The 24331-nt window shown below is 66.2% G+C and carries 18 protein-coding genes; 7 read left to right on the forward strand and 11 right to left on the reverse strand.

Translation table 11 applies throughout. The features are described 5' to 3' along the window. The first annotated feature begins 36 nt into the window (after window positions 1-36). Entirely contained in the window at window positions 37-2196 is a 2160-nt protein-coding gene (locus tag NOG11_RS04830) for a mitofilin family membrane protein (protein ID WP_256618552.1), read from the forward strand. A gap of 44 nt (window positions 2197-2240) precedes the next feature. Further along, the gene (locus NOG11_RS04835) at window positions 2241-3803 is read left to right on the forward strand and encodes a heme biosynthesis protein HemY (RefSeq protein ID WP_256618553.1); all 1563 of its coding nucleotides are present in this window, start codon (window positions 2241-2243) and stop codon (window positions 3801-3803) included. A gap of 38 nt (window positions 3804-3841) precedes the next feature. Here NOG11_RS04835 and trxA read toward each other — a convergent pair whose 3' ends face one another. The 6 genes from trxA to tsaE form a co-directional block, all read right to left on the reverse strand. Beyond that, window positions 3842-4168, reverse strand: a complete 327-nt coding sequence (gene trxA, locus NOG11_RS04840; protein WP_256618554.1) for a thioredoxin TrxA — start codon at window positions 4166-4168, stop codon at window positions 3842-3844. Between the two features lie 74 nt (window positions 4169-4242). After that, window positions 4243-7683, reverse strand: a complete 3441-nt coding sequence (addA, locus tag NOG11_RS04845) for a double-strand break repair helicase AddA (protein WP_256618555.1) — start codon at window positions 7681-7683, stop codon at window positions 4243-4245. After that, complete coding sequence (gene addB, locus NOG11_RS04850; RefSeq protein ID WP_256618556.1) at window positions 7676-10789, reverse strand: double-strand break repair protein AddB; 3114 nt, start codon at window positions 10787-10789, stop codon at window positions 7676-7678. The genes addA and addB overlap by 8 nt, the downstream gene beginning before the upstream one ends. Further along, complete coding sequence (locus NOG11_RS04855; RefSeq protein WP_256618557.1) at window positions 10728-11426, reverse strand: nucleotidyltransferase family protein; 699 nt, start codon at window positions 11424-11426, stop codon at window positions 10728-10730. The genes addB and NOG11_RS04855 overlap by 62 nt, the downstream gene beginning before the upstream one ends. After that, window positions 11423-12493, reverse strand: coding sequence for an aminoglycoside phosphotransferase family protein (locus tag NOG11_RS04860; protein WP_256618558.1), 1071 nt, complete (start codon window positions 12491-12493; stop codon window positions 11423-11425). The genes NOG11_RS04855 and NOG11_RS04860 overlap by 4 nt, the downstream gene beginning before the upstream one ends. After that, complete coding sequence (gene tsaE, locus NOG11_RS04865; RefSeq protein WP_256618559.1) at window positions 12493-12954, reverse strand: tRNA (adenosine(37)-N6)-threonylcarbamoyltransferase complex ATPase subunit type 1 TsaE; 462 nt, start codon at window positions 12952-12954, stop codon at window positions 12493-12495. Before tsaE ends, NOG11_RS04860 begins: the two co-directional genes overlap by 1 nt. A 121-nt stretch (window positions 12955-13075) precedes the next feature. Between tsaE and NOG11_RS04870 the strand changes: the two genes are divergently transcribed. Both NOG11_RS04870 and NOG11_RS04875 read left to right on the forward strand, forming a co-directional pair. After that, a complete protein-coding gene (locus tag NOG11_RS04870) occupies window positions 13076-13396 on the forward strand; it encodes a 2Fe-2S iron-sulfur cluster-binding protein (RefSeq protein WP_256618560.1) in 321 nt (106 codons plus the stop codon). A 29-nt stretch (window positions 13397-13425) separates the two neighbouring features. Continuing rightward, window positions 13426-13845: an MmcB family DNA repair protein gene (locus NOG11_RS04875; protein WP_256618731.1), complete on the forward strand. Its 420-nt coding sequence runs from the start codon at window positions 13426-13428 to the stop codon at window positions 13843-13845. Window positions 13846-14066: 221 nt separating this feature from the next. On the opposite strand, the gene NOG11_RS04880 is transcribed toward NOG11_RS04875, so the two are convergent. Both NOG11_RS04880 and NOG11_RS04885 read right to left on the reverse strand, forming a co-directional pair. Then, window positions 14067-14756 (reverse strand): HAD family hydrolase, encoded by a 690-nt coding sequence (locus tag NOG11_RS04880; protein ID WP_256618562.1) that lies wholly within the window; start codon window positions 14754-14756, stop codon window positions 14067-14069. 4 nt (window positions 14757-14760) lie between these two features. Further along, entirely contained in the window at window positions 14761-16935 is a 2175-nt protein-coding gene (locus NOG11_RS04885) for a sodium-translocating pyrophosphatase (RefSeq protein ID WP_256618563.1), read from the reverse strand. 234 nt (window positions 16936-17169) lie between these two features. Here NOG11_RS04885 and NOG11_RS04890 point away from each other — a divergent pair, with 234 nt between their 5' ends. The 3 genes from NOG11_RS04890 (at window position 17170) to NOG11_RS04900 (ending at window position 21025) form a co-directional block, all read left to right on the forward strand. Then, window positions 17170-18015, forward strand: coding sequence for a pirin family protein (locus NOG11_RS04890; RefSeq protein WP_256618564.1), 846 nt, complete (start codon window positions 17170-17172; stop codon window positions 18013-18015). A 254-nt stretch (window positions 18016-18269) separates the two neighbouring features. Continuing rightward, a complete protein-coding gene (locus NOG11_RS04895; RefSeq protein ID WP_256618566.1) occupies window positions 18270-19559 on the forward strand; it encodes an NADH:flavin oxidoreductase/NADH oxidase family protein in 1290 nt (429 codons plus the stop codon). Then, window positions 19559-21025 (forward strand): AMP nucleosidase, encoded by a 1467-nt coding sequence (locus NOG11_RS04900; protein WP_256618567.1) that lies wholly within the window; start codon window positions 19559-19561, stop codon window positions 21023-21025. Before NOG11_RS04895 ends, NOG11_RS04900 begins: the two co-directional genes overlap by 1 nt. Before the next feature lie 46 nt (window positions 21026-21071). On the opposite strand, the gene NOG11_RS04905 is transcribed toward NOG11_RS04900, so the two are convergent. Genes NOG11_RS04905 through NOG11_RS04915 form a run of 3 tightly spaced genes read right to left on the reverse strand, consistent with a single transcriptional unit; the run spans window position 21072 to window position 24321 of the window. Continuing rightward, a complete protein-coding gene (locus NOG11_RS04905) occupies window positions 21072-22568 on the reverse strand; it encodes a tryptophan halogenase family protein (protein ID WP_256618568.1) in 1497 nt (498 codons plus the stop codon). 8 nt (window positions 22569-22576) lie between these two features. Next, window positions 22577-23617 carry a cupin-like domain-containing protein gene (locus NOG11_RS04910; RefSeq protein ID WP_256618569.1) on the reverse strand — a complete coding sequence of 347 codons (1041 nt, stop codon included), beginning with the start codon at window positions 23615-23617 and terminating at the stop codon, window positions 22577-22579. Continuing rightward, the gene (locus NOG11_RS04915; RefSeq protein WP_256618570.1) at window positions 23614-24321 is read right to left on the reverse strand and encodes a SapC family protein; all 708 of its coding nucleotides are present in this window, start codon (window positions 24319-24321) and stop codon (window positions 23614-23616) included. The genes NOG11_RS04910 and NOG11_RS04915 overlap by 4 nt, the downstream gene beginning before the upstream one ends. Between the last annotated feature and the right edge of the window lie 10 nt (window positions 24322-24331).

The following is a 24331-nucleotide window of genomic DNA, read 5'->3' on the forward strand; positions in this document are numbered from 1 at the left end:
TCTGCCCGTTGAGCACAGTGACACAAGGGGGCTTTCGTGGCCGACGACGACAAGAAGAACGACGAGACCGAGACCCCCGCCGCCGAGGACGAGACGCCCGCTGAAGCCTCCGCTTCCGCCGACCACGACGACGCCGTCGAGGCGGAGATCGTCGAGGAGCAGGACGAGGAGCCGGTCGTCAAAACCTTCGAGCCAGAAGGCCGTGCCGGCGAGCCGGTGAACGACAATCGCCACGAAGCCGACAACCCGGAGAAGAGCGGCTCCGTCATGCCCTTCATCGTCGTCGGCGGTCTCGCCGCCGTGGTGGTCGCCGCCGTCATCTTCTTCGCCGACGCCGCCGATACCGGACCGAGCGTTGAGGAGGATGGGACGGTGCTGGCCAGCGAAGGCGGCGATGCCGTCCTCTTCCCCGGCAACGAGCTCGCCGGCAGCGAAGGCAATGGCGGCCCTGCCCTCCCCCGCCAACCCGCAACGCCCCGCACTTCCTCCAGCGAGTCAGCCGCACCGGCCCGGCCTCGGCAGGAAGCGCCCAGGGCGACCGAGGCGGAACCTACGCCCGCCGAGCCGCAGCCGGAGCAGCCGGTCGTCGCCGAGGCCCAACCTGCGGAGGAGAACGAGCAGCCCGACCAGCAGCCGTCCGGCGAAAACACGGCGCCTTCCGAAGAGGCGCAGGCGCTCATTGCATCCTTGAACCAGGCCGCGAGTGAAGGTTCGCAACGCTCCGCTGCGCAGGAGCAGGGCGAAGAGGAACAGAACAACCAGGCTCAGACTGCGGATGCTGCCCAGGCAGAAGAGACCGCCGACGACAGCCAGGCTGCCGAAGCCCTGATCGCCTCCTTGCGCCGCCGTTCGGCCGAGAGGGAGGTCGAGCGCCAGGCCGAGGCTGAAGCTGCCGCCGAGACCGAACGCCAGGAACAGCTCGCCGCTGCCGAGGCGGAGCGGGCCGCACGCCGGGAAGCGCGAGAGCAGGCCGCCGCTCTGCGTCAGGAAGCCGAAGCGCGCCGCGCCGCGCAGGAGGAAGAGCGCCGTGCCGAGCTCGAACGCCAGCGCCAGGAACAGGAAGCGGCCCGCCTTGCCGCCGCTCAGGCCCAGGAGGATGAAGGCGCCACCGAAGAAGAGGCCGAGGCTGCCAAGGACAATGCGGAGGCTTCCCGCCAACGGGTCGCAGGCCTTCGCCGCCTGGCCGAGCAGCGCGCCGCCCAGCGCCGGGCCGCCGAGCGCGGCGAGGAAGCGCCCGCTCAGGAGGAAGCCACTCAGACCGAAGCCCAGACAGCGCCCGCTCCGGTGGCCGTCATCCCCGAGGAGCGGATCGAGGACCTCCGCCGCGAGCTGGCCCGCGACGTGAGCCAGGAGGTCGAAGGCGTGCGCTCCAGCGTGCTGGCCGAGACCGAGGAGGTCATCGACACCCGCCTCGCCGAGACCCGCGAGCAGATCCAGCAGACCGAGCGCGCCGTCACCGAAACCCAGCGCGCGGTGCAGGAGACCGAGCAGGGCCTGAACGAGATCGGCGAGCGCGTCTCCGAGACGACCCGCGTGGTCTCCCAGACCCAGGCTCAGGTGCAGGAGACCAATGAGCGCCTCGCCCAGCTGCAGCAGAGCCTCACCGAGCAGCAGAGCAGCAGCCAGGAACGCCTCGCCGCGCTCGACACCCGCATCAGCGAGCTGGCGGTGCGGGACATCGACGTGACCCGCCGCCGCGACCTCCTGATCGCGCTGACCCAGCTCGCCGAGAACGTCGATGAGGGCCGCCCCTTCCGCCGTCAGCTCAACGCCGTCGAATCGATCACCGGCGGCACGGACGACCTCGCCGCCCTGCGCGTCTTCGCCGACCAAGGCATCCCCACCACCGATGCGCTGCGGGCTGGCTTCGACGATGCCGCCCGCGCGGCGCTCGCGGGGACCAAGCGTGACGAGGCCGACGGCGTCTTCGGCAAGTTCGCCGCCAACGTCTCCAGCCTCTTCACCGTCCGCCCCGTAGGTGATGTCGAAGGCGACACCACCGGCGCCATCATCGCCCGCGCCGAGGCTCGTCTGGACGAGGGCGACGTCGATGCCGCCACCACCGAGCTGCGCAGCCTGGAAGGCCAGGCCGAGGAGGCATTTGCGGGGTGGCTCGCCGCCGCCGAGGCTCGCGCCGTGGCCCAGCGTGGCTTGGCTCAGCTCGAAAAACAGGTGACGGGACCGTCGAACGAGTAGACGAGGACCGAGCGGACGTGTTGGCGATCCAGAAGGAGTAAACGATGATCAAGGTCTTCCTCTGGATCGTCTTCGCCCTCATTGCGGTCTGGGGCGCGAGCGAGCTGGCCGGGCTCGACGGCTTCACCGTGCTGGAGCTCGAAGGCACCCGCGTGGACGTGCCGACCGGGCTCCTCCTAGGCCTTATCGCCGGATCGCTGGTCTTCTTCTTCTTCAGCGGCACGACAGCCGCATGGCTGGCCGGGCTGCCCTCCCGCATCAAGCGGCGCGGCCGGGACCGGCGCCGCGACCGGGGCATGATCGCCCTTGCGCGCGGTCTCGAAGCTGTAGCCGCAGGTGACGCCGCCGACGCCCAGCGCCATGCCCGCTCCGCTACCAAGGCGCTGAACGAGCCGGCCCTCACCCGGCTTCTGACGGCCCAGGCCGCGCAGCTCGCAGGCGACAACGAGACCGCGCAGCTTAGCTACACCGCCATGCTGGAGGCGCCCGAGACGGAGTTTCTCGGCCTACGCGGCCTCTATATGCAGGCGATCGAGCGCGGCGACCGCGAGGAGGCCCTGGCCCATGCCGAGCGGGCCTTCGAGCTACGACCCGGCACCGCCTGGGCCTTCGAGAGCGTTCTCAAGCTGAACCTCGAACGCGGCGCTTGGGGCGATGCCCTCGAAGCGCTGCGCCTCGCCAAGCAGAACTCGATCGCCGAAGGTCTCGAATACCGGCGCATGGAAGCGGCGCTTCTGACGGCGCAGGCCTACGCCGCCAACGACGCAGGCGACGCCGACACCGCCCGCAAGGATGCGGAGGCGGCGCTCAAGAAGGCCCCCGCCCTCACCCCCGCCGCAGCCCTCGCCGCCGAGAACGAGCTCGCCGCCGGGCACCGGGCCAAGGCCGCGAAGATCCTCGACAATGCCTGGGAGACAGAGCCGCATCCGGGCCTCGCCGCCGTGCTGCGCCGCATCTTCTCGCACGAGCGGACCGAGCGGCTCCAAGGCCGCCTGGCCAAGCTCGCCGAGCGCAACCCCGACCACCCCGAAAGCGTACTGCTCCTGGCCCGGGTGCAGCTCGATGGGGGCGATGCTGCAGCCGCCCAGGATACCCTGGCGCCGCTCCTTGCCGGGCGTCCGAACCGCCGGGTCCTGACCCTGATGGCCGAGATCGCCGAGAAGCGCTACGGCGACGCTGCCGCGAAGCCCTGGTTCGACCGCGCCGCAAGGGCGCCCGCCGAGGCGATCACAGGCCTCGACGGCTCCTTCCACTACACCAGCGAGGGCTGGCGGCGGCTCATCCGCGAGTTCTCCGAGCACGCCCGCCTCGCTCCGCCGCCGCTAGAGGTGGAGACCCCCGAGCTGCCCGCCGATGAGGTGAAAGCGCTGCTCGCGCCGCCCGCGCCGACCCTGGAGGAGATGGCGGAGGACGAAGAGACGGCCCTCCCGGCTCCGGAGGATGCCGACCTCATCGAAACCGAGGCCTCGCCCGAGACTACCGAAGGGACCGAAGAGGGCAGCGGCGAAGCCGAAGTGACGGTACTCACCCCGCCACCGGCCGACTTCGTCCTTCCTGACGGCGAAAAGGACGAGACTACCGAAAAGAAAAGCGCGGCCTCCGCTTAGGAAGACCGCGCTCTTCAGAACTCAGGCGTGAGCTCTGGTTAGAGGCCTGCGGTCTCCTTGACCCAGGCATCGAGCTGCGACTTTGGCGCCGCGCCCACCTTGGTGCCGATGATCTCGCCGTCCTTGAACAGCATCAGGGTCGGCACGCCCCGCACGCCGTACTGGCCGGGGGTGTTGGGGTTGTTGTCGATATCGACCTTAGCCACGGTCAGCTTGCCCGCATGCTCGCCCGCGATCTCTTCGAGGGCGGGGGCGATCTGCTTACACGGGCCGCACCAGGTCGCCCAGAAGTCAACAAGGACGGGGCCTTCGGCGCTCAGGACGTCGTCCTGGAAGCTTTGGTCGGTGACGGTTTTCGTACTCATGGCGAATTCCTTTCGTCGGCGAACATAAGACGCCGCTGGAGCGCCGCAAGGCATGAGCGATTCTGGAGGAAGAGTCAGCGCTCCTCATGAAGTTCGAAAACCGTTGGGCCTGCGGTGTAGACCAAGAGCGGCTGGACCGCACGGCTTGGAAAGAGCCGCCGCAGAAGCTGAGCGTAGAGCTCGGTCTGCTGGCGGTGAGCACGGGGGATGTCGGCGCTGCTCTCCGGCACCCAGCGCGTGGTCTTGAACTCGGCGAGGATGACCTTTTGATCGGTTACCAAAAGCCGGTCGATCTCGCCGCTGATCGTCTGCCCTCCGATCTCGCCCTGGATCGACACCTCGCCCTGGGCACCCGGCCCGAAGAGCTGCGTCAGTTCCGTCCGCTTCAGGACGGTCAGGGTGGCCGCGAGAACCTCTTTCTGTTCCTCATCGTCCAGCCCCCTGCCCTCGCGGCGCAGGATCTCTGCGGCGACCTCCACCCAGTCCTCCGTATCGTGGGAAGGAAGGACCTCCAGGAGGCGGTGGATCAGGATGCCGCGCAGACGCGGATCGCCGGAGGCGGGCGTCCGAGCGATCCGTCCCCTCACATCCTCTTCCCTGTCGCCTAAGAGAGAGGGATAGACGACGGTCGGCGCCGCTTCCTTCTCGGCGCGCCTTTCCAACCAGGGTGGCGGCGCAGCGTAACGGGCCTCGGCCTTCGAGTCCTCGATAGCCGCGACTTCAGCCTCAACGCAGTAGCGCTTCTTCGTACGGCCGTCATCCAAGGGAATGGTCTGCACCGGGTGGTCCTTAGCCATCTCGCCTAGCGCGTCGCCCACCATGGCGTGCCAAGACGAGGGGCCGCTCCCCTTCGGCTCCTTTCCTCCGCACACGACCAGGTGCTCTGCGGAGCGGGTCATCGCCACGTAGAGAAGGCGGTGATACTCTTCGATACGGCGCTCGTCGCTTTCCGCACAAAGATCGCTAATGGCCGAAGGACGGTCTCCGGCAGAGGAGGGCACCAGCACTGGCAGAACGGCTCCGCCCTCTCCCGTCATCGTCACCCAGGGGTTGGTCTTAAAAACGTCCGAGCTTCGTTTGAGATAGTCCGCATCACCGATATAGACGAGAGGCGCCTCCAGACCCTTCGCTCCGTGAACGGTCATGACCCGGACGCCGCCCGTCTCGTCACCGGCCACTTCGCGCTTGATCTCGCGCTGCAGCTTCTCCGCATGCCGCAGGAAGCCGTGGATGCTGCGCGGCTCCTGCTCCTCGAAGGCGAGCGCCTCTTCGAGAAAGGCGTCGGCCGCCTCTCGGTAGCCGTCGCCAAGACGCCGTCTGAACCTGGTCCTGCCGGTAAGGCCGTCCGGCGCGCCGTCGAGCGCCGCGGAAAGAAGGCCGTAAGGACCCGTGCGGCTGCCTGCGTCGAGGAGAGACTGAAGCTCGGGGGCGGCAATGTCCGCCAGGCTGCCGAGCCTTCCTCCCCTTCCCTGCTGCTCGCGCACCGCCTTCCAGAGGCGCGAGGCGCCGCGCTCACGGTGAAGGGCTAAAAGGTCCTCATCCGTCCACCCCCACATGGGTGATTTGAGAAGCACGGCGAGGCTGAAGCAGTCGTCCCTGTTCGCCGCGAAACGAAGCAGGCAGATGAGGTCCTTGACCGCGACGTCCTCGTTGATGGCGATCCGGTCCGTACCGGCACAAGGCACCCCTGCCTCGGCCAGCGTACGGATCGTCTCGCGGAAGCGCGGGCCACGGCGTTGAAACAGGACCATGACGTCCGAGGGCTGAAGCCGGGCGCCCTCGCGGCAGGCCAGCGGCGGAGGGCCGTCCAGCTTGGCCTTGATGTCCGCGGCGATGGCCTCGGCGACGCGCCGGTCCTCGCTGGTCGCGGACGGCGCGTCGACGCCTCTGTTCCAGACGGGCGGCTTCTCCTTGTCGATCTTGGGGAAGTGGTCCCACAGCTCGACCGAGCCGGGAAACGCAGGCTTGGATGAGACATGATCCGCATACCCGCCAGCCACTGCCCTGAACCGCTCGTTGCGGAACACCGCATCCACCGTGCTGAGGACCGGCTGGGAGGTGCGGAAAGAGAGGTAGAGCTCACGCGCGGCCAAGTGGTCGGCCATGACGGCCCGGTAGGCCTCGCGGTTCTCGTTGAAGAGCGCCGCCTCCGCCCCGTTGAAGGCGTAGATGGACTGCTTGGGATCACCCACCACGAACAAGGTCCGTGCACGCTCCCGCCCGGTGCTCTCTGGCTCGGCGGAGACGATCTCCTCCACCAGCCTTCGGAAAAGCTCCCACTGCACGGGCGAGGTGTCCTGGGCCTCGTCGAGGAGGACATGCTCGATACCGGCATCGAGCTTGTACTGGATCCAAGGGAACTGCGTGTCGGTAAGAAGCTCCAACGTGCGCTCGACGAGATCATCGTAGTCTAGGGCGTTACGCTCGGCTTTCTTAACCTGGTAGGCCGTCAGTACGCCAATCGCCAGACGGTCCATGTGCTCGTTCTCGCGGTAGCAGTCGAGGGCCTTGAGGCGATCCTGCCCATCTTCGATATGGGCGCAGTAGGCATCCCAGCGGCTTTCCCAGTTGGCGATCTTCGTGCTTGCCTTGGTGAGACCCTGCTTCTGCCTCGTTCCGGTTTTGGTATGCAGGGCGGAGAAACGAAGATGATCCGGGTGAGGATCGCTTTCCACTATATCAGCCAGCGCTTGAGCCAGTTTGCCTGCCGTGGCGTTGAGCTCGGGGAACACCTGAAGGATCTCCCGCGTCAGGCTGTCGCTCTTCAGTCGGGTCAGGCACTCCTCAGCGATCGCCATCTCGCAGTCGTCCTTACACCCCGTCGCCTGGCGAAGCACCGTACCGAGATCGGTGCTGCCGATGCTCAGCGAGCGGAGCCCCCTGGTCTTTGCAGCGTAGGAAAGAAGGGCGCGCTCCAAGGTCAGCCCGCTAAAGTTTCCAGGCTCCTCCGCCTCGCCCTGAAACCTCTTGGTTGCCGAGCGGAAGCTGTCATGGAGCGGATGGTTCCCATCGGCGGCGTCCAGAGCGAAGTCGCGGACCACTTCGGTCAGCAGCGCCTGGGCCTCGTCCTCTTCGAGCGGCACGAAACCCACCGCCAGCCCCGCCTCTGCCGGAAACCGGCCAAGAATCGAGGCGCAGAGGCTGTGGATGGTCTGGATCTTCAGACCGCCGGGGCTCTCCAGCGCCTTGGCGAAGAGACGTCGCGCGCCAGCGAGTTCGGAAGTAGGCGGCGTCTCACCCGTCACCTCTTCGATCGCTTTGGCAAGCTCGCCATCGTCCTTGAGCGCCCACTCGCTCAGCATACCAAGCAGCCGCTCGGCCATCTCGGCAGCGGCGGCCTTGGTGTAGGTGATGCAGACGATGCTGGCCGGCGGCGAGCCCGCCAGAAGCTGTCTGATCACACGCCGCACGAGCACGTAGGTCTTGCCCGTACCGGCATTGGCCGAGACCCAGGCCGAGGTAGCCGGGTTGCCGACCTCGCGCTGGATACGGATGGTGGCTTCGAGCTCACTCATCGCCCTGGTCCTTGATCCACTCGCCGCGCCTCGCCAGCCAGTCGAACGGTGTATCCGTGTCGTCCCTGTAGGGATGAAGCTGGGATGGGAAGGAGGTCGTTCCCGTATAGACCGTCCCTAGCCAGTCACGGAACTTCTCTTCAAACTGATAAAGCTCTTCGCGCAACTTGTCCCCCTCCTGCCAACTATCGTCACGCCCCTTGCCGGATACAAGGCCGTCCGCGTTGCTGCCTGTAAGCTTGACAAAGGAGACCTGGCGGACCGGGGTCCGGCCTAGGCCTTCGAACGCCCCGTCCTGCAGCATCAGTGCGGTGAGGTAGAGCTGCGGCGAGTACTGCTTCTGCTCCTTCAGGCTGGCGGAGCCGCCTTTCTTGTAGTCGATCACGTGCAGTGATCCGTCCTCGAACCGGTCGATGCGGTCGGCGCGCGCGGTGATCTCGATGCTACCGCCGCCGTGTTCGAAGGTCCAGACCCCCTGCTCCTCGATGGCCGCCGGGGACGAGCGCTCTCTCGCTTCGGTTTCGAAGGCCTCGAAGTTGGTCAGCGCCTGGTCGAGAAACTTCGCGTTGAGCTGCTGCTGCACCGCAGGCATGTCGTAGCGCTGCATGATATCGGGGAGCAGTTCACGGAGCTTCTCGATGATGTCGTGCGTGGGTGTACCGCCTTCAGCGGCGACGAAGTCCTCCAGGAGGGCGTGGAGCATGGAGCCGCGCTCCGCATGGGAGAACGGCTCGGCGTAGCTTGGCAGCGGACGCAGAGCCAGGATACGGCTGACGAAGATCTCATACGGGTCGCGCAGCCAGGTGCTGATCGCGCTGACCGAGAGGCGTTTGGGGAGAAGGTCCGCTTCCGCTCGGGGGGCGGGCCGGGGCACCGGTTGGGCCTCTCCGTGAGAGCCGTAGCGATGACGTGCCAGCGCGGAGAGACGGGGAGCTGCGTCGTGCCGCCCCTCCTTGTCGATCTGTCCAAGGAAGCTCTCCAGACGGACCATCAGCCGCGAGGCCCTGGCAGGGGACCGCCCCTGCCTCGCCGACCGGGTCAGCAGAACCTCGGGCTGTGCGGCAAAGTCCAGAAAATCGTGGGCCACCCGGCCTATATCGAGCTCGGGTTCGGGCAGACCCAGATGCTTCCTCATGCCGCGCGAGAGGAAGGGGTCCACCGGCGCCTCTACCGGCCAGACGCCCTCCTGAAGACCTCCGACCACGACCAGATCAGCCGTCTGAAGACGCGCTTCGAGGAGGCCGTAGATGGCGAGACGCGGGTGCTGGCCGCCGGGGGGGCGGATGCTGACCCCGTCGAGAAGCGCGTCGAACACTTCCGGGTAGTCCTGAAGCGTCGTTCTCCCAAGATCGACGCCGCCTTCGAGGAGGTCCGCGAGATGGGCCTCCAGCGCCTCCCCGTCCTCGAAGCGGAAAAGCCTCTCCTCGCCTTCTTCTTCCGAAGTTGCAGCAAGCTCTGTGGCGGCAGCTAGGTGAAGCCTCAGAAGATCGGCGACGGAAGACGGCGCCGGGCCGGGGATCTCCATGATGTTGCGGAGCCGACCCAGCAATATCCGTACTCGGTCCGTTCGCTCGGCGTGACGGTCCGAACGCCCGGAGAAGGGACGCCAATCGTCACCCAGCGAACGCTCGAGCCCGTCCCACCCTTCGCGCGGCTCGCGGCCCCTGAGGAAGAGGTCGAAAGCTTGCACCATGGGACGCCGCTCCTCGGACGACAGTCCCGCACCGAAGAGCTGGTGCCCTACGAGCCCCGCCAGCGAGACGGCGTCGGAGGGACGGACCATGACCTTGGCGACGAGGCGAAGAAAGGTGGCGCGGTAGGAACCCCGAAGCGGGGTACCGCCGCTATCGTCGATCTCGATGCCCCATCCGCCGAGCCGGGACGCGACCCGCCGCGCCAGAAGGCGGTCTGCGGTGACGAGGTAGGCGCTCTTTCCCTCCTCCTCCAGCACCTCGCGCAGGGCCAGCGCGATGAAGTCGGCCTCTTCCTCCGTCGTCGCCGCTTTGGCGTAGGACAGTCCGTGAAGGGCGTCTTCGGAAAGGTGCTCCTCCTTGAACCGCTGGAAGCTCTCCGCCCAGTTCGCCGTGGCTTCGGCGGGGGTGAGCGCCAGGGAGAGGAGTGCGGTACGCCCGCGATGACGCGCATCACTTCCCTGGTCGGGGGTGAGGTCCACGACGTCCCCGCGGGAGATACCGCCGAAAGCCTCGTCGAGCAGGCATTTGAAGACGTGCTGGGGATGGGGCGCCTCGATGGCGTCCCACGCCTCCGAAGCCAAGCCGAAGTCCAACCCCGGTAGGATGACGGCGCCGTTGGGCAACCTTGAGATACAGGACAGGAAGTCCACGGAAGACGGGGTGGTTCCCAAGAACCCGGCGGCGAGGACCAGCTCGTCCGTCTGCGTCTCGGCCAGACGGGCACAGAGGTCCCGAAGCAGTGTGGCCCGGCGAGCACGCCCGTCGAGATAGCCCTCCTCCCCAAGCCAACGGGGATAGTCTTCAGTCACCACACGGAGGGTCTTGACCAACCGTTTCCAGTGAGCCGCCCCCTCTTCGATGTCCGGCGACTGCTCGAGCTTCGCGATGGCATCCTTGGTGACGCCGTGCTCGGACAGAAGGTCCGACGTCTTCGACAGCTCCGCCGCTGCCCGGAGGGCGCCTGCCCAACTGATCGGCCTCTCCTCTTTCGCGCAAACCTTCTGGTAGATGGCCGCCAGCTTCAACCGCTTGGCCGTCGAGGAGGGGGCGGGCGGAACGATGCCGGAAGCGAAGCGCGCGGGCGGCATGTCCTCCTCGTCGAGGTCGGCCGTAGCGGTGATCTTAGGTAGCAGCATCACCCCCTGAGGTGCCGCCGAGGCGAAAGCCTGCTTCAGCGAGCGGACGGCCCGGCGTGAGGGCACGAAGATCCGTACCCGCGGCAGGTCTTCGATCCGGCTCCGGAAGTCGGAGAGGAGCGCTGCCACCAGATCCGCGAAGAAGGGCCGACCAGGGGCCATCCCGTAGACGGTCGGCTCGCTGCGTGCTGCCTTCGAGAAGATCACCGAACCCTCAACCTTGCCGCTCGCCCAGCCTTTCCTCGGCTGCGGCGTGGCCTTCGGGATCGCCCACATGCATCCACTCGCCGGTGTGGACGATCCCCCTCATCCGTCCAGATGCCTCGGCTTTTGACCAGAACGCCCGCGTACTGACCGGCTCGATGGGGGAGCCTTCGAAGAGGCTGCGGCGGAGGATCTGAAGCCCTGTGAACACTAGAGGCTGTTCTTCCCGCATAGGGACGACTTTGCCCGATCCATCGAGCGAGAAGTCGCCCTTGCCAGGGTAACCCGATGTCCGGTCCTTCGGCACCAAAAGGAGGAGCACGTCAGTCTTCTCGTTCCAGGCCTTCGCTAGAGCATCGGCGGGGTTGCCGCCGAGGAGGATGGCATCGGTATTGGTGCTGAAGAAGGCCTCTCCCAGGTGCGGTAGCGCCTTGAGAATGCCGCCGCCGGTTTCGAGGAGCTGCTCGCGCTCGTCGGAGACGACTACTTCGACCTCTGAGACCGCGCCGAGATGCGCCTCGAGCTGGTCCGCACGGTGATGAACGTTGACCACGGCGCGATTCACGCCCCCCGCCGCCAACGTCTCGAAGGCGTAGTCGATCAGCGGCTTGCCAGCCACCTTGATCAGAGGCTTCGGGGTCTCGGGATCGAGCGATCTGATCCGTGTACCAAGCCCCGCCGCCAGCACCATGGCCGTGTCGATTCTCATGGCTGGAGAAGCTCCGGGGCCACGCGCTCTAGGACTTCGCGGACGGGGCGAAGGGGCTCGCGCGCCAGGTCCTGGGCGAAGTGGTGTCGCACCCGGCTCATCATCGCAGCGTAGCGTTTCTTGCCAACCTCGTGGATCAGACGGGCGAAGAGGCCGAGGATCTTCGCGTTGCGCTGCGCGCCCAGTACCGCGTAGTCCGTCTCGAAGCCTCGCGCATCCTCCGCACCCGACACGCCGCGCTCGTAGACAAGCTCCGCCGCCCGCTCGCCGACATCGCGTCTGGCGTCCTCGATCAGCGAGACCCAGTCGTAGGCAGCCTGGCCGACCATCATGTCCTGAAAGTCGAGAACTCCGACCCCCTCTTCCGTCAGCAGGAGGTTCTCGGCATGGAAGTCGCGGTGAACGAAGTGGCGGGGAGTAGAGAGCTGGCCGAGGACCTCGCGCCAAGCGGCCAGAAGCTCCGCTGTGTCCTGCTCGCAAAGGACCCGTCCGAGTTCTTTCGGAAGGTACCACCGGTCCAGAAGGCCCGCTTCGGTCTCGTAGGCGAGCCGGTCATAGGCCTGTACCGGCCAGGTACCAGTGAAATCCGCCGCCGGTTTGCTGCGTAGCACGTCCAGGACATCGGCGGCTGCAAGGTAGAGCTTCTCCTCCGCCTGCTGATCAGCAGCGGCCTCGGTGAGAAGCCTGCCTTCGAGCTCGGAGACGATGGCGAAGCCGCGCTCGAGATCGCAGGCCAGAACGCTCGGCACCTGAATGCCTCGTTCGCCGAGAATGGTCGCCGTCTCGCGATAGGCGACGAGGGAGTTGGCCGAACCCCTCACGCAGGCGCCGTAGCCGAGCCGCAAGCGCTGGCGCTCGTCAGCCTCCGGAGGACAGGGGGGCTCCTTCGCCGCGTCCGCCGCGTCCATGAGCAGCGCAGGCGACGGTCCGCCTTCGAGCCGGTAGTACTGCCTGGTCGAGGCGTCTGCGGTGAGGGGTGTGGGGACGGCGGCCGCGAAGGGTGTCGAGCCGAGGAAGTCGGCGCGCTCGCGGCTGCGCTTGTCCGTCTGCAACGCTGCCTCCGCCATCACGCCGGCTCCTCAAACATAGGGGAGAGGCGGGCGGCCCAGTCGCCGTCCTTCCAGCCAAAGCGAACCATCCGTATGCCCTCCTTCTCTTCCTCGATCGTCAGATCGAGCGCGTCTCCGGGGAAGATCGCTTCCGCCCGCTCCGGCCACTCGACCAAGGTGATCCCTGCCTCGATGAGGTCTTCCAACCCGAGCTCGAAAGCCTGCTCAAAAGCTTCGAGCCGGTAAAGGTCAACGTGGTGAACGGGAATGTCCATTTCGTAAAGTTCGACCAGGGCGTAGGTGGGTGAGCCCACGTCGATCCTCGCGCCCGCCAGCGCTTGAATGATGCTGCGGGCCAGGGTGGTCTTTCCGGCACCGAGGTCGCCGCGAAGCAGAAGGCAGTCCCCTCGGCGAAGGATAGGAGCGAGGGAGCGGCCGAGCGCTCCCATCGCGTCCTCGCTCCCGACCCGCCTTTCCATGTCTGCCCCGCCTCCGAACGTGCCGCGACCCAAGGATGCAGCCGCAAACCGTTTTCCCGCGCCGGGTTGGAAGTCGGCGCCGCCTCATCTAGATGCCCCCGATAACGAAAGGGAAGTGCCCGTGGTCAAGATCACCTTCATCGAACATAGCGGCGCCGAGCACGAGGTGGACGCGAAGGAGGGGCTGACCCTCATGGAGGTCGCGGTGAAGGCCGGGGTGCCGGGCATCGACGCCGATTGCGGCGGCGCCTGCGCCTGCGCCACCTGTCACGTCTATGTCGATGAGGGCTTCACCTCGAAGACCGGCGAGCCCTCCCCCATGGAGGAGTCGATGCTCGACTTCGCCTCGGAGCGCCAGGACAACTCCCGCCTCTCCTGCCAGATCGGGGTGAAGAGCGACCTTGAGGGCATGCGGGTGAAGATACCGGAGTTCCAAGGCTGAGCGCCGCCGCTCCCCTCCCCGAAGAGGGTCTGCCGCCGGACGGCAGGCCCGAGGTCACCCTCGCCGTCACCCGCGGCGCCACTCGGCTGGTGCTCGATCTCGGCTATGCGCCGATGCTGGAGCTCTCCCTTCCCAACGGACGCCGGGCGGACATCGCCGGGGTCTCCAGGAAGGGCGAGATCGTCATGGTCGAGGTCAAGTCTTGCAAAGCAGACTTTGAAGTCGACAACAAATGGCCAGAGTACAAAGACTACTGCGATCTCTTTTACTTCGCGGTTCCTGAGGACTTTCCTGTCGAGTACTTACCGGAGGAGGAAGGACTGATCATCGCCGACGGCTTCGGCGGTGCGGTGGTGCGCCCTGCCCTGAAGGATCCCTTGGCCGGAGCCAGGCGCAAACAGACCCTGATCCGCATCGCTCGCAAGGCAGCATTCCGCGCGCTCAGCTAAGCTATTCTAAAGTCTTACCGCCGGGAAACCTAGGAAAAGCCCCCTGAAACGAAATGCGGCGGCACCATGGGGGATTGGTGCCGCCGCGGATTCCAAAGGCCGATCGCACTCCGCCTTCGAACAGGCAGCGACGTATTGGGTGGGGGGATCGCGCTGCCTGGAACTATTGCTAGCCTAGTATTCGCCCCCCTGCAACCATCTTTCTTCTAACTGTTCTTTAGTCACGGGGTCAGCTCTTGCTGCAGCGCAGCATGGGACGGCAGAACCTTCGCAGCGCCCACGGCGAGCAGCCGATCGCCGTGACCGCCGAAACAGTGCCCGCCCCCCGTGAAACCGAAGGCCTGCATGCCCGCGGCGAGTGCGGCCTCGACCCCGTAGACGCTGTCCTCGATGACCAAACAGCTCGCCGGATCCGTCCCGAGCCTGTCGGCGGCGTAGAGGAAAATGTCGGGGGCGGGTTTGCCCTGCGACACAATGTCCGCGGAGTAGACATGCTCGCCGAAGAGCGGCTTGAGCCCGAAGCGCTCCACCTTGCTGTCGAGGAACGCCTGCTTCGACGAGGAGGCCACGGCAACGCGGCAGTCGGCGGCTATCGCGGCCCTTACCGACTGGGCGGCTCCGGGTACCGCCTGCATGGTGTGCTTGGCCGCCCGGCGAGCCGCGATCATGCCTTCGAACAGCGCCTCGCTCTCTTCCTCATCGGGCGCACGCCCCAGGACATCGGCGTAGTCCTGGACCAGTTCTTCGCGGAAGCGGTCGTCGCGCTTGCCGGTGTAGCGGCGGATGATCTCCTCCGCTGAAAAGGAAAAGCCCCGGTCCCTGAGGAACCGGGCGCTTTCTTCGAGGCCGACGACCTCGCTATCCACGAGGACGCCGTCGCAGTCGAACAGGACGGCGTCCCAGGAAGCCACGAACTTAAGCGCCGAGGCTGGCGAGATAGGCGAGGAGCAGGAGGGCCACGATGTTGGTGATCTTGATCATCGGGTTCACCGCCGGGCCCGCCGTGTCCTTGTAGGGGTCACCCACCGTGTCGCCGGTGACGGCTGCCTTGTGGGCTTCGGAGCCTTTGCCGCCGTGGTGGCCGTCCTCGATATACTTCTTTGCGTTGTCCCATGCGCCGCCGCCGGCGGTCATGGAGAGGGCGAGGAAGAGACCGGTGATGATGACGCCCATCAGCATGGCGCCGACCGCTGCGAGCGCCTGGCCTGTGCCTGCCACCGCGCCGACGCAGAAGTAGAGCACGATGGGGCCGAGGATCGGCAGGAGCGAGGGGACAATCATCTCCTTGATGGCGGCACCCGTGAGAAGGTTCACGGCGCGACCGTAGTCCGGCTTCTCCGTCCGGTCCATGATGCCCGGCTTCTCCTTGAACTGGCGGCGCACCTCCTCGACGATGGCCGAAGCCGCCCGGCCCACCGCCTGCATGGCGAGGGAGCCGAAAAGGAAGGGCAGAAGCCCGCCGAAGAAGAGACCCACGATGACGTAAGGGTTGATCAGCGAGTAGTCCGGCACGATCCCCTCGAAGAAGGGGTAGGTCTCCGGGTTCGCCGCAAAGTAGCGAAGGTCCTCCGCATAGGCCGCGAACAGCACCAGCGCGCCGAGACCCGCCGAGCCGATGGCGTAACCCTTAGTGACGGCCTTGGTGGTGTTGCCGACCGCATCCAGCGCGTCGGTGGTGTCACGCACCGAGCCTTCGAGCTCACTCATCTCGGCGATGCCGCCCGCATTGTCAGTGACGGGGCCGAAGGCGTCGAGGGCCACGATCATACCTGCCAGCGCCAGCATGGTCGTCACCGCGATGGCGATGCCGTAGAGACCGGCCAAGCTGAACGCTGTGATGATGCCGATGATGATGATGATCGCCGGGATGGCGGTCGCCTCCATTGAGACGGCGAGGCCCTGGATCACATTGGTGCCGTGGCCGGACTCCGATGCCTTGGCGACGGACTTGACGGGCCTGAACCCGGTGCCGGTGTAGTACTCGGTCACCCAGACGATGGCGCCGGTGACGGCGAGGCCGATGATGCCGCACCAGAAGAGGCTCATGCCCGTGAAGGTCTTGAGCCCTTCACCGCCCACACCGGGCATGAAGAACTCCTCGCCGAAGGGCACGACCAGCGCCGTGACGATGAGAAGAGCGATGATCGAGAGACCGCCGGTGACAATCAGGCCCTTGTAGAGCGCGCCCATCACATTGGTGGACCCCTTGCCGAGCTTGACGAAGTAGGTGCCCGCGATCGAGGTCAGGATGCACGAGCCCCCAATGGCCAGCGGGTAGAGCATGAAGCGCTGCACCGCCGAGAGCGAGCCCTCCTCCGCCGGAAGACCGACGAAGATGATCGAGGCCAGCACCATGGTGGCGGCGATGGTCACGACATAGGTCTCGAAGAGGTCGGCGGCCATGCCCGCGCAGTCGCCGACATTGTCGCCTACGTTGTCCGCGATGGTGGCGGCGTTCCTGGGGTCGTCCTCGGGGATGCCAGCTTCAACCTTGCCAACGAGGTCGCCGCCCACGTCAGCGCCCTTGGTGAAGATACCGCCGCCGAGACGGGCGAAGACGGAGATGAGCGAGGCGCCCAAGCTGAGCGAGATCAGGCCGTTGACGACCCGGCGGCTCTCCTCCTCGAAACCCAAGGGGCCGGTGAGGAGCGCGAAATAGACCGCGAGGCCCAGAAGGGCGAGGCCAGCGACCAGCATGCCGGTCACGGCGCCCGCCTTGAAGGCGATGTCGAGGCCCTGTTGGAGGCCGTGACGCGAGGCCTCCGTGGTGCGCACATTGGCCCTCACCGAGATGAGCATGCCGATGAAGCCAGCGGCGCCTGAGAGCACCGCGCCGAGGACGAAGCCCACCGCGGGCACGAAATCGCCGCGGAAGAAGATGAGGAGCAGCACCGTGGCGATGACGCCGACAATGGCGATGGTGGTGTACTGGCGGGTCAGATAGGCCGAAGCGCCTTCCTGGATGGCGCCAGCGATCTCCTGCATGCGCTCGTTACCGGCGGGCGCGGCCAGCACCTGCCTTGTGGTGTAGATGCCGTAGGCCACGGCAGCCAGCCCCGCCAGGATGACGAGAAACAGTGAAAAGCCCATGGATGCTCCCCTGAACAGTTGAACCCCGCATGCGCCGTTGCGCCGCGGTTTTGACGTGTGGGCTTGGCAGCGCTCGCGCGCAAAATCAACGCAAGGGAGCCATGTGCTGCGCCGCAGGAGTGAAGAAATAGCAGTTCGCGCGAAGGGGCGGTCTCGTCACGAGAGCTTTGCGTTGCCGACCCTTGGACAGCTCTCCATGCGAAGCCAGATGAGGGGCAGAGAAGGAGCCCTGCCATGACCGAGGAACGCCGCATCATCTTCATCAGCCCCGGCCTGCCCACCTCCGACGGGGCGGGGGTCAAGCTGACCCGGATGCTGGGCACCAACCGGCTGCCCGATCTCGACCCTTTCCTGATGCTCGACCATTTCGGCTCGGAGGAGGCGGCAGACTATATCGCAGGCTTTCCCGACCACCCTCACCGCGGCTTCGAGACCGTGACGGTGATGAAGGAGGGCCGCATGCGCCACCGCGACAGCCGCGGCCATGAGGGCGTGGTCGGCCCCGGCGGCATCCAGTGGATGACCACGGGGCGCGGTCTCATCCACTCCGAGATGCCCGAGCAGAAGGAGGGTGCCATGTCCGGCTTCCAGCTCTGGGTGAACCTTCCGGCGGCGAAGAAGATGATCGAGCCGCGCTGGTTCGATCACCAAGCGGAGAGCGTACCGGTGGAGGCCCGCGAGGGCGCCTCGGTGCGGGTGCTCTCCGGGCAGACCTCCCGAGGCAGCGAAGGCCCGGCGGTCTCGGCGGCGCAGGAGGAGCTCGGCATCCTTCTTCTGGACGTGCGGCTCGAACCGGGGGCGTCGTTCGAAGAGCCCCTGCCCCACGGGCACAACGCCTTCGTCGCTGCCTATGAAGGTCAGCTTCAGGGGAAAGAGGGCGAGCTAGCCGCCCCCGCCATCGGGGTGCTCTCCCGTGGCGATGTCCTTCGCCTGCAAGCGGGAATTGAGGGAGCCAGCTTCCTCCTCGCTGCCGCCGCCCCCATCGGCGAGCCCATCGCCCGCCACGGCCCCTTCGTGATGAACACCCAAGACGAGCTGCGAACGGCGTTCAGCGACTTTCAAAGCGGACGGCTGGGGTAGCCTCGTCATCCCGGAAAGGACGCAGTCCTTATCCGGGACCCATGGACCGGTGATCGTCATAGGCTCGACCGTTCCGCAGTTTATCACCCTCAGTCCGTGGATCCCGGATAGCCTTCGGCTTCCGGGATGACGGCTGGAAGCCACATTCTCCTGTTGCAATGCAGCCCCCCGCTTCCCCCCAAAGGCGGTGCGGGCTACCAAATCGTAGCCTGCCTCCCCTAGGAGGACCGATCAGTTCCGGAGATTGCCCCCGCGTGACCACGATAGCCGACCGTTTCCGCCTGCCCTGCGGCGTGTCCCTCAAGAACCGTCTCGCCAAGGCGGCCATGACCGAGCAGATCGCGGGGCCGAGCCATCTGCCCAATGAGGGGCATGTGCGCCTCTACAAGCGCTGGGCCGAGGGCGGGCCGGGCCTCATCATCACCGGTAATGTCCAGGTGGACCGGCGGCACCTGGAGCACCCCGGCAACATCGTCATCGACAAGAAGCTCGGCGACCCGACTATGAAGTGGCTGCGCGCCTTCGCCTCCGCCGCCCAGGAGAACGGCGCCCGCGCACTGATGCAGATCAGCCATGCGGGCCGGCAAACGCCCAAGCTGATCAACCCGAGCCCCCTCGCCCCCTCCGGCATCAAGGTGAAGCTGCCCGGCGATCAGTTCGGCGAGCCCCGCTCCATGACCACGGCGCAGATCGACGAGGTGATGGGCCGCTTCGTCCTCGCCGCCCAAGTGGCCTCCGAGGCGGGCTTCTCGGGCGTGCAGGTCCACGCCGCCCACGGCTACCTTCTGTCGAGCTTCCTCAGCCCCCTGGCGAACAAGCGCTCGGACCGCTATGGCGGCGCGCTGGAGAACCGGGCGCGGCCCCTCCTCCACATCGTCGAGCGCATCCGCGCCGAGCTGCCCGAGGACTTCATTCTCTCCGTCAAGCTCAACTCGGCCGATTTCCAGCGCGGCGGTCTGACCACGGAAGACAGTCTGCGCATTGTCGAGTGGTTGGAAGAAGAAGGCATCGACCTTCTGGAGATCTCCGGCGGCAGCTACGAACAGCCTGCCATGATGAACATGGACGGGATGGAGAAGCGCCATGAGGAGGGCAAAGCCGAGAGCACCAAGGAGCGCGAGGCCTACTTCCTATCCTTTGCCGAAGCGGTCCGTGAGCGGTCCAACGTGCCGCTCATGGTCACGGGCGGCTTCAGAAGCCGCCGTGCCATGGACGAGGCGCTGGAGGGCGGCGCCTGCGACGTCATCGGCCTGGCCAGACCTCTCTGTGTGCGTCCTGACTTGCCCAACGACCTTCTCGCCGGTGAGAATGAGGCGGCGAAGGCCTATGAGAAGAGCCTCGCTATCGGCCCCGGCGTCCTTTCCCCGCGCTCGCCGATCAAGTTCATCAAGGCACTGAACGGTTTTGCCGTGATGAGCTTCTTCTACGAGAACATCGCCCGCATGGCGGACGGCCAGAAACCGGTGGAGGAGATGCCTCTCCTGCGTACCTTCATCAAACAGCAGAAGCAGACGGCCAAGATGGCCAGGGCGCTGAGGTCCTGATGCCCCACGGACTTCCCGACGAGCTGGAGATCGACCGCGCCGAGGTCATGAACGGCGCCGAAGCCGCAGCCGACCGTCTGACCGCTCTTTACGAGGAGCAGGTCGAGATCATCCGCGAGCGGTTCGACGCCTTCGTCGCTGGCCGCGCCATCGAGCAGGCCAAGGGCTACGGCGTCTACCCCTGCATCCACGCACGCATCTCGGCCGAGAAGTCGACCCTGACCTCCTCCCTGGCGCTGGGGCAGGTGGCGAGCGAGCACGCGTTTGCCACCGCCGTCACGCACCCGCGACTGTTCCGTAGCTATTTCATCCGGCAACTGAGCAAGGTGATCGACACTTACGGGGCGGAGATTACGGTCGGCCTGTCGAACCGTCCTATCCCCCTGCCCTTCGCCATGGAGGCGGCCACCGCGAACCTGACCGAGGAGCAGCGCGACGCGCTGCAGCGGCACTTCTTCACCCCCGACCTCGTCTCCACCAATGACGACATCGTTGACGGCAAGGCGATCCTCGACCGCTCAGGCCCACTGCCCCTCTCCATGTTCACGGCGGAGCGTACGGACTACTCCCTCAACCGCATCCGCCACTATACCGCGACGGACCCGGAGCATTTTCAGCCCTTCGTCCTTCTGACCAACTACCAGCGCTATGTGGACGAGTTCGTCATCTGGGCAAAGGAAGAAGTATCTGCAGGGCGTGCGGAGCTTCTGGTGGAGCCGGGCGGCCGGGTGACTGGCGCCGACGGCGAACCCTCCGCCCCGCCCGCGCCCAAGCTGCCGCAGATGCCTGCCTACCATCTGGTGCGCAAGGGCCAGCGCGGCGTGACCCTCGTCAATATCGGCGTCGGCCCTTCCAACGCCAAGACGATCACGGATCATCTTGCAGTGCTACGCCCCCATGTTTGGCTGATGATCGGCCATTGCGGCGGGCTGAGGCGTACCCAGCGGCTAGGCGACTATGTCCTGGCACACGCTTACCTGCGCGAGGACAGGGTCCTCGACCACGCCTTGCCGCCCTCGATCCCGCTGCCGACCCTGGCCGAGGTGCAGCTCGCGCTGAGCCAGGCGGTCTCGGATGAGACGGGCCTCTCCGGCGCCGAACTCAAACAGCATCTGCGCACCGGCACGGTGGTGACCACGGACGATCGGAACTGGGAGCTGCGCTTCGAAGAGCTGGCCGTGCTTCTCAACCAGTCCCGCGCCATCGCCATCGACATGGAGAGCGCCACCGTCGCCGCGGCAGGCTACCGCTACCGCGTGCCCTACGGCACCCTCCTCTGCGTCTCCGACCGCCCCATCCATGGCGAGATCAAGCTGCCGGGCATGGCCAACGCCTTCTACCAGGCTCGGGTCGGCCAGCACCTCAAGATCGGTCTACGGACCTTGGAGCTTCTCAGGTCCGAGGCAGACAAGGGGTCGTTGCACTCGCGGAAGCTGAGGAGCTTCGACGAGCCGCTGTTCCGCTGAGGCACCTTAAGGGAACGCTGAGCACACCGGCGGCTATGTTTCAGCGCTACCTGGCTTGCGGGCAGTAGCGCTGGAGGTAGTCCTGGTGGGTGGGAAGCTGCGCCACCGTCTTGGTCACGTTGTCCCTGATGTGGCGTAAGAACCCGCGCAGCTCCTCCTCCGGCATGGCGTCGGCGATGGGGTGGTAGGTCTCGGGGGTGAGCCCCTGGCCGAGCATCACCTGCGTCCAGCTGTTCTCGGCGAAGAGCTGGTCGTTGGCGCGGAAGACCCGACCCGTCTCGCGGAAGAGGTCGAGGCGGTGCTGCAGCGTCTTCGGCAGCTCAAGCCGCCGCATGTGCCGCCAAAAGGGTGTGTCCTCCCGCTCGGTCAGGACGTAGTGCAGCACGATGAAGTCGCGGATGTGCTCGAGCTCGTAGAAGGTCTGCTCGTTGAACTCGTCCACGTCCGCCCGGCTCACACCATCATGAGGGAACATCTGCAGCAGGCGGTGGATGGAGCGCTGGATGAGGTGGATCGAGGTCGACTCCAGCGGCTCGATGAACCCGCTGGAGAGGCCGATGGCGACGCAGTTGCGGTGCCAATGGCTGCGCCTCGTACCTGTCCTGAAGCGGATGACCCGCAGCTCGGTCATGCGCTCGGTCAGGCCTTCCTCATCCAGCAGGCTCAGGAGCTTTGCCTGCCCTTCATCCTCGGACATGAAGCGGCTGGAGAAGACGATGCCGTTGCCGGTGCGGTGCTGCAGCGGGATCTGCCAGCGCCAGCCCGCCTCGTGCGCGACGGCTCTCGTATAGGGAACGGGGTCGCGCACGGACTTCGTCTGTACCGCGATAGCCCGGTCGCAGGGCAAAAGGTGGGTCCAGTCGTCATAGCCGACACCCAGGGCGCCCTCCATGAGAAGCGCCCGGAAGCCCGTGCAGTCGATGAAGAGGTCGCCCTCGATGACGGTCCCGTCCTGCATGGTGATCGAGGCGATATCGCCGTCATCGCCAAGGTCGACCGTCCCGATACGGCCTTCTTTCCTGGTGACGCCGTCCCCCTCCGCCATACGGCGCAGGAACCGTGCGAAGGCCGAGCTGTCGATATGGAAGGCGTAGTTGAGGCCGAGCTTCGGCAGGTGGGCGAAACGCCCCTCCTCCGCCGCGATCAACTCCAGGCAGTAGTCGCCGAACTCCTCCGCCATGCCGAGCGCCTCGCCGCGCCGCCAGAAATGCTGGAAGCCCGCCGTCCAGTGGTCCTTGCCGGTGATGCCGAAGGAGTGGATGTAGCGGTGGTCCGGCGTGCGCCAGTTCTCGAACGCGATGCCGAGCTTGAACGTTCCGCCCACCTCCCGCATGAAACTGGCCTCGTCGATACCCAAGAGGCGGTTGTAGGTGAGAAGCGTCGGGATCGTCGCCTCGCCGACGCCGACCGTACCGATCTCCTCGCTCTCGATCAGGGTGACATCGGCGACGTTCTTCAAGGTACGCCCGATAGCGGCGGCGGTCATCCAGCCTGCCGTCCCCCCTCCGGCGATCACCACGCGCTGGCGTTTGTCCGTTCTCATCATAAGTCTCAGCGGTTCAGCCGGTTGAGCAGGAACGCTCTCGTCCTGCGAGCCAGGTTCTCGTCGATAGGAGAGAGAATACCCCTTGCATGTTCGGGAATGTGCGCACGCGCCGCCTCCGCATCGCCGAAGACGTAGTGCTCGAAGAGATCACGCCAGATCATGCGCTCGTTCTCCGGCAGATCGCGTAGGGTCAGCATGGCGTGGTTGAGGACGTCTTGGGGCGTGCCGAGATAGCTCGGCACCGTCCGCCACCAATAGTTCACCAGCATGTTGAAAGCGCCGAACGCCTCCACATGGTGCCACCACATGGACGGGATGAAGAGCGCGTCGCCCGGCTCGAGGTCTGCCTGCTGAGCATGCTCCAAAGCATCGGCGAAGCGCGGAAACCGTTCATCGTCAGGGTTCTTCAGGTCCACGAGGCTGATCGGCCTGCCCGCCGGGGTCAGCTCGAACGGCCCAACATAGAGGTTGGGCGTCTGGTCGGGCGGGAAGAGCGTGAAGCGGCGCTTGCCCGCTGCCACACAGGCGATGTTGAGCGGCAGGTCGTTATGGGCCGCGATCCTCGTCTGTGTACCGATCCAGACGGAGATGAGCGGGTCCTCGGCACCGGCGATCGAAAGCTCGTTCTCACCAAGGAAGCCGGGGAGCGCGCGGTTAGCCTCCACCGAGGCAAGATAGATGAGCGGCGGCTCGTCCTGGGAGCCGAAGTGCAGCACACGGTCTAGTATCTCCCCGAGCGGCGCCTGCCCACGCTGGACGTTCTCACCGTCGAACCGGTCGCTATAGAAGATGCGTCCGCCAAGCTCCGGCGGGCCTGCCGCCACAGGAAAGGCCCCCTGCCCTTCGAAGCGCCTGAGATAGAAGCGGATCTCCTGATCCGACGACCGTGCCGCCTCTACTGCTGGCCAGTGGCTGACGAGGCCTCGCAGGATCACGGGCTCGTTCAGTGCCGTGATCTCTTCAGGCACCGCCCCGTCATAGGGTCCCTTAACCTCCCGGACGGAAGGTAGGCCGGACGGACCTGCACGAGAGGCGGTGTTCGTCATGCCGCCCTGTCCTTACGCGCCACCAGACTGCCGAGCTGGTTCATAGAAGCGACCATCATGAAGAGAGGCTGCAGATAGCCGCGACCCTGCAGCCTACCAAGCTCCTCAGCAGACAGAGCGGTCAGCCGCTCTTCAGCGATGGTGCTGTAACCGGCCAGGCGCCCCGTCTCGCCGCTTCGAAGTTCGACATCGAGGGTGAAGGGCTCGATCAGACCCATCTCTTCCAGCATGTCTGAGAAAGGCGCCACCTGCTGCTCCGCCTCGTGAACGTCGCCGAGAAGGCCGGCGATCTCCGAGAGGAAAGGTGTCTGCCCGCCCTGTTCGAGGAACACCCTCTCGCCCCCGTCCCTGGTCACCCGCGGATGGTCGAGGTCGATGTGAACCTCCATCTGATCCGTACCCCCCTGGGGAAGGCCGATCAGGAAGGGCTGCATCCGCATGTAGAGGGGAACGTAGAGCGCATCCCAACCCTCCTCGTCGAGAAACAGGTTCTCGCCCTGCTGAAGACCGAAAAGCGCGAAGGGCCGGTAGAAGGGCTCCTCCCCGATCCGGCTGAGAACGATGGGGTAGCTCGACTGCACCTGTCTGAACTCGCTTGGGAAAACGGGGCACGCCATGACGGCGTCGCCGAGCTCCGCGCCCCACCCGCGGTTAACCTCCAGCGCGGCATGGTCGATATTGTTGAGCTGTACACGGTTGGCCATGCTGGTCGGT

The organism is Parvularcula maris, from assembly GCF_024505085.1.
Lineage (GTDB): Bacteria > Pseudomonadota > Alphaproteobacteria > Caulobacterales > Parvularculaceae > Parvularcula > Parvularcula maris.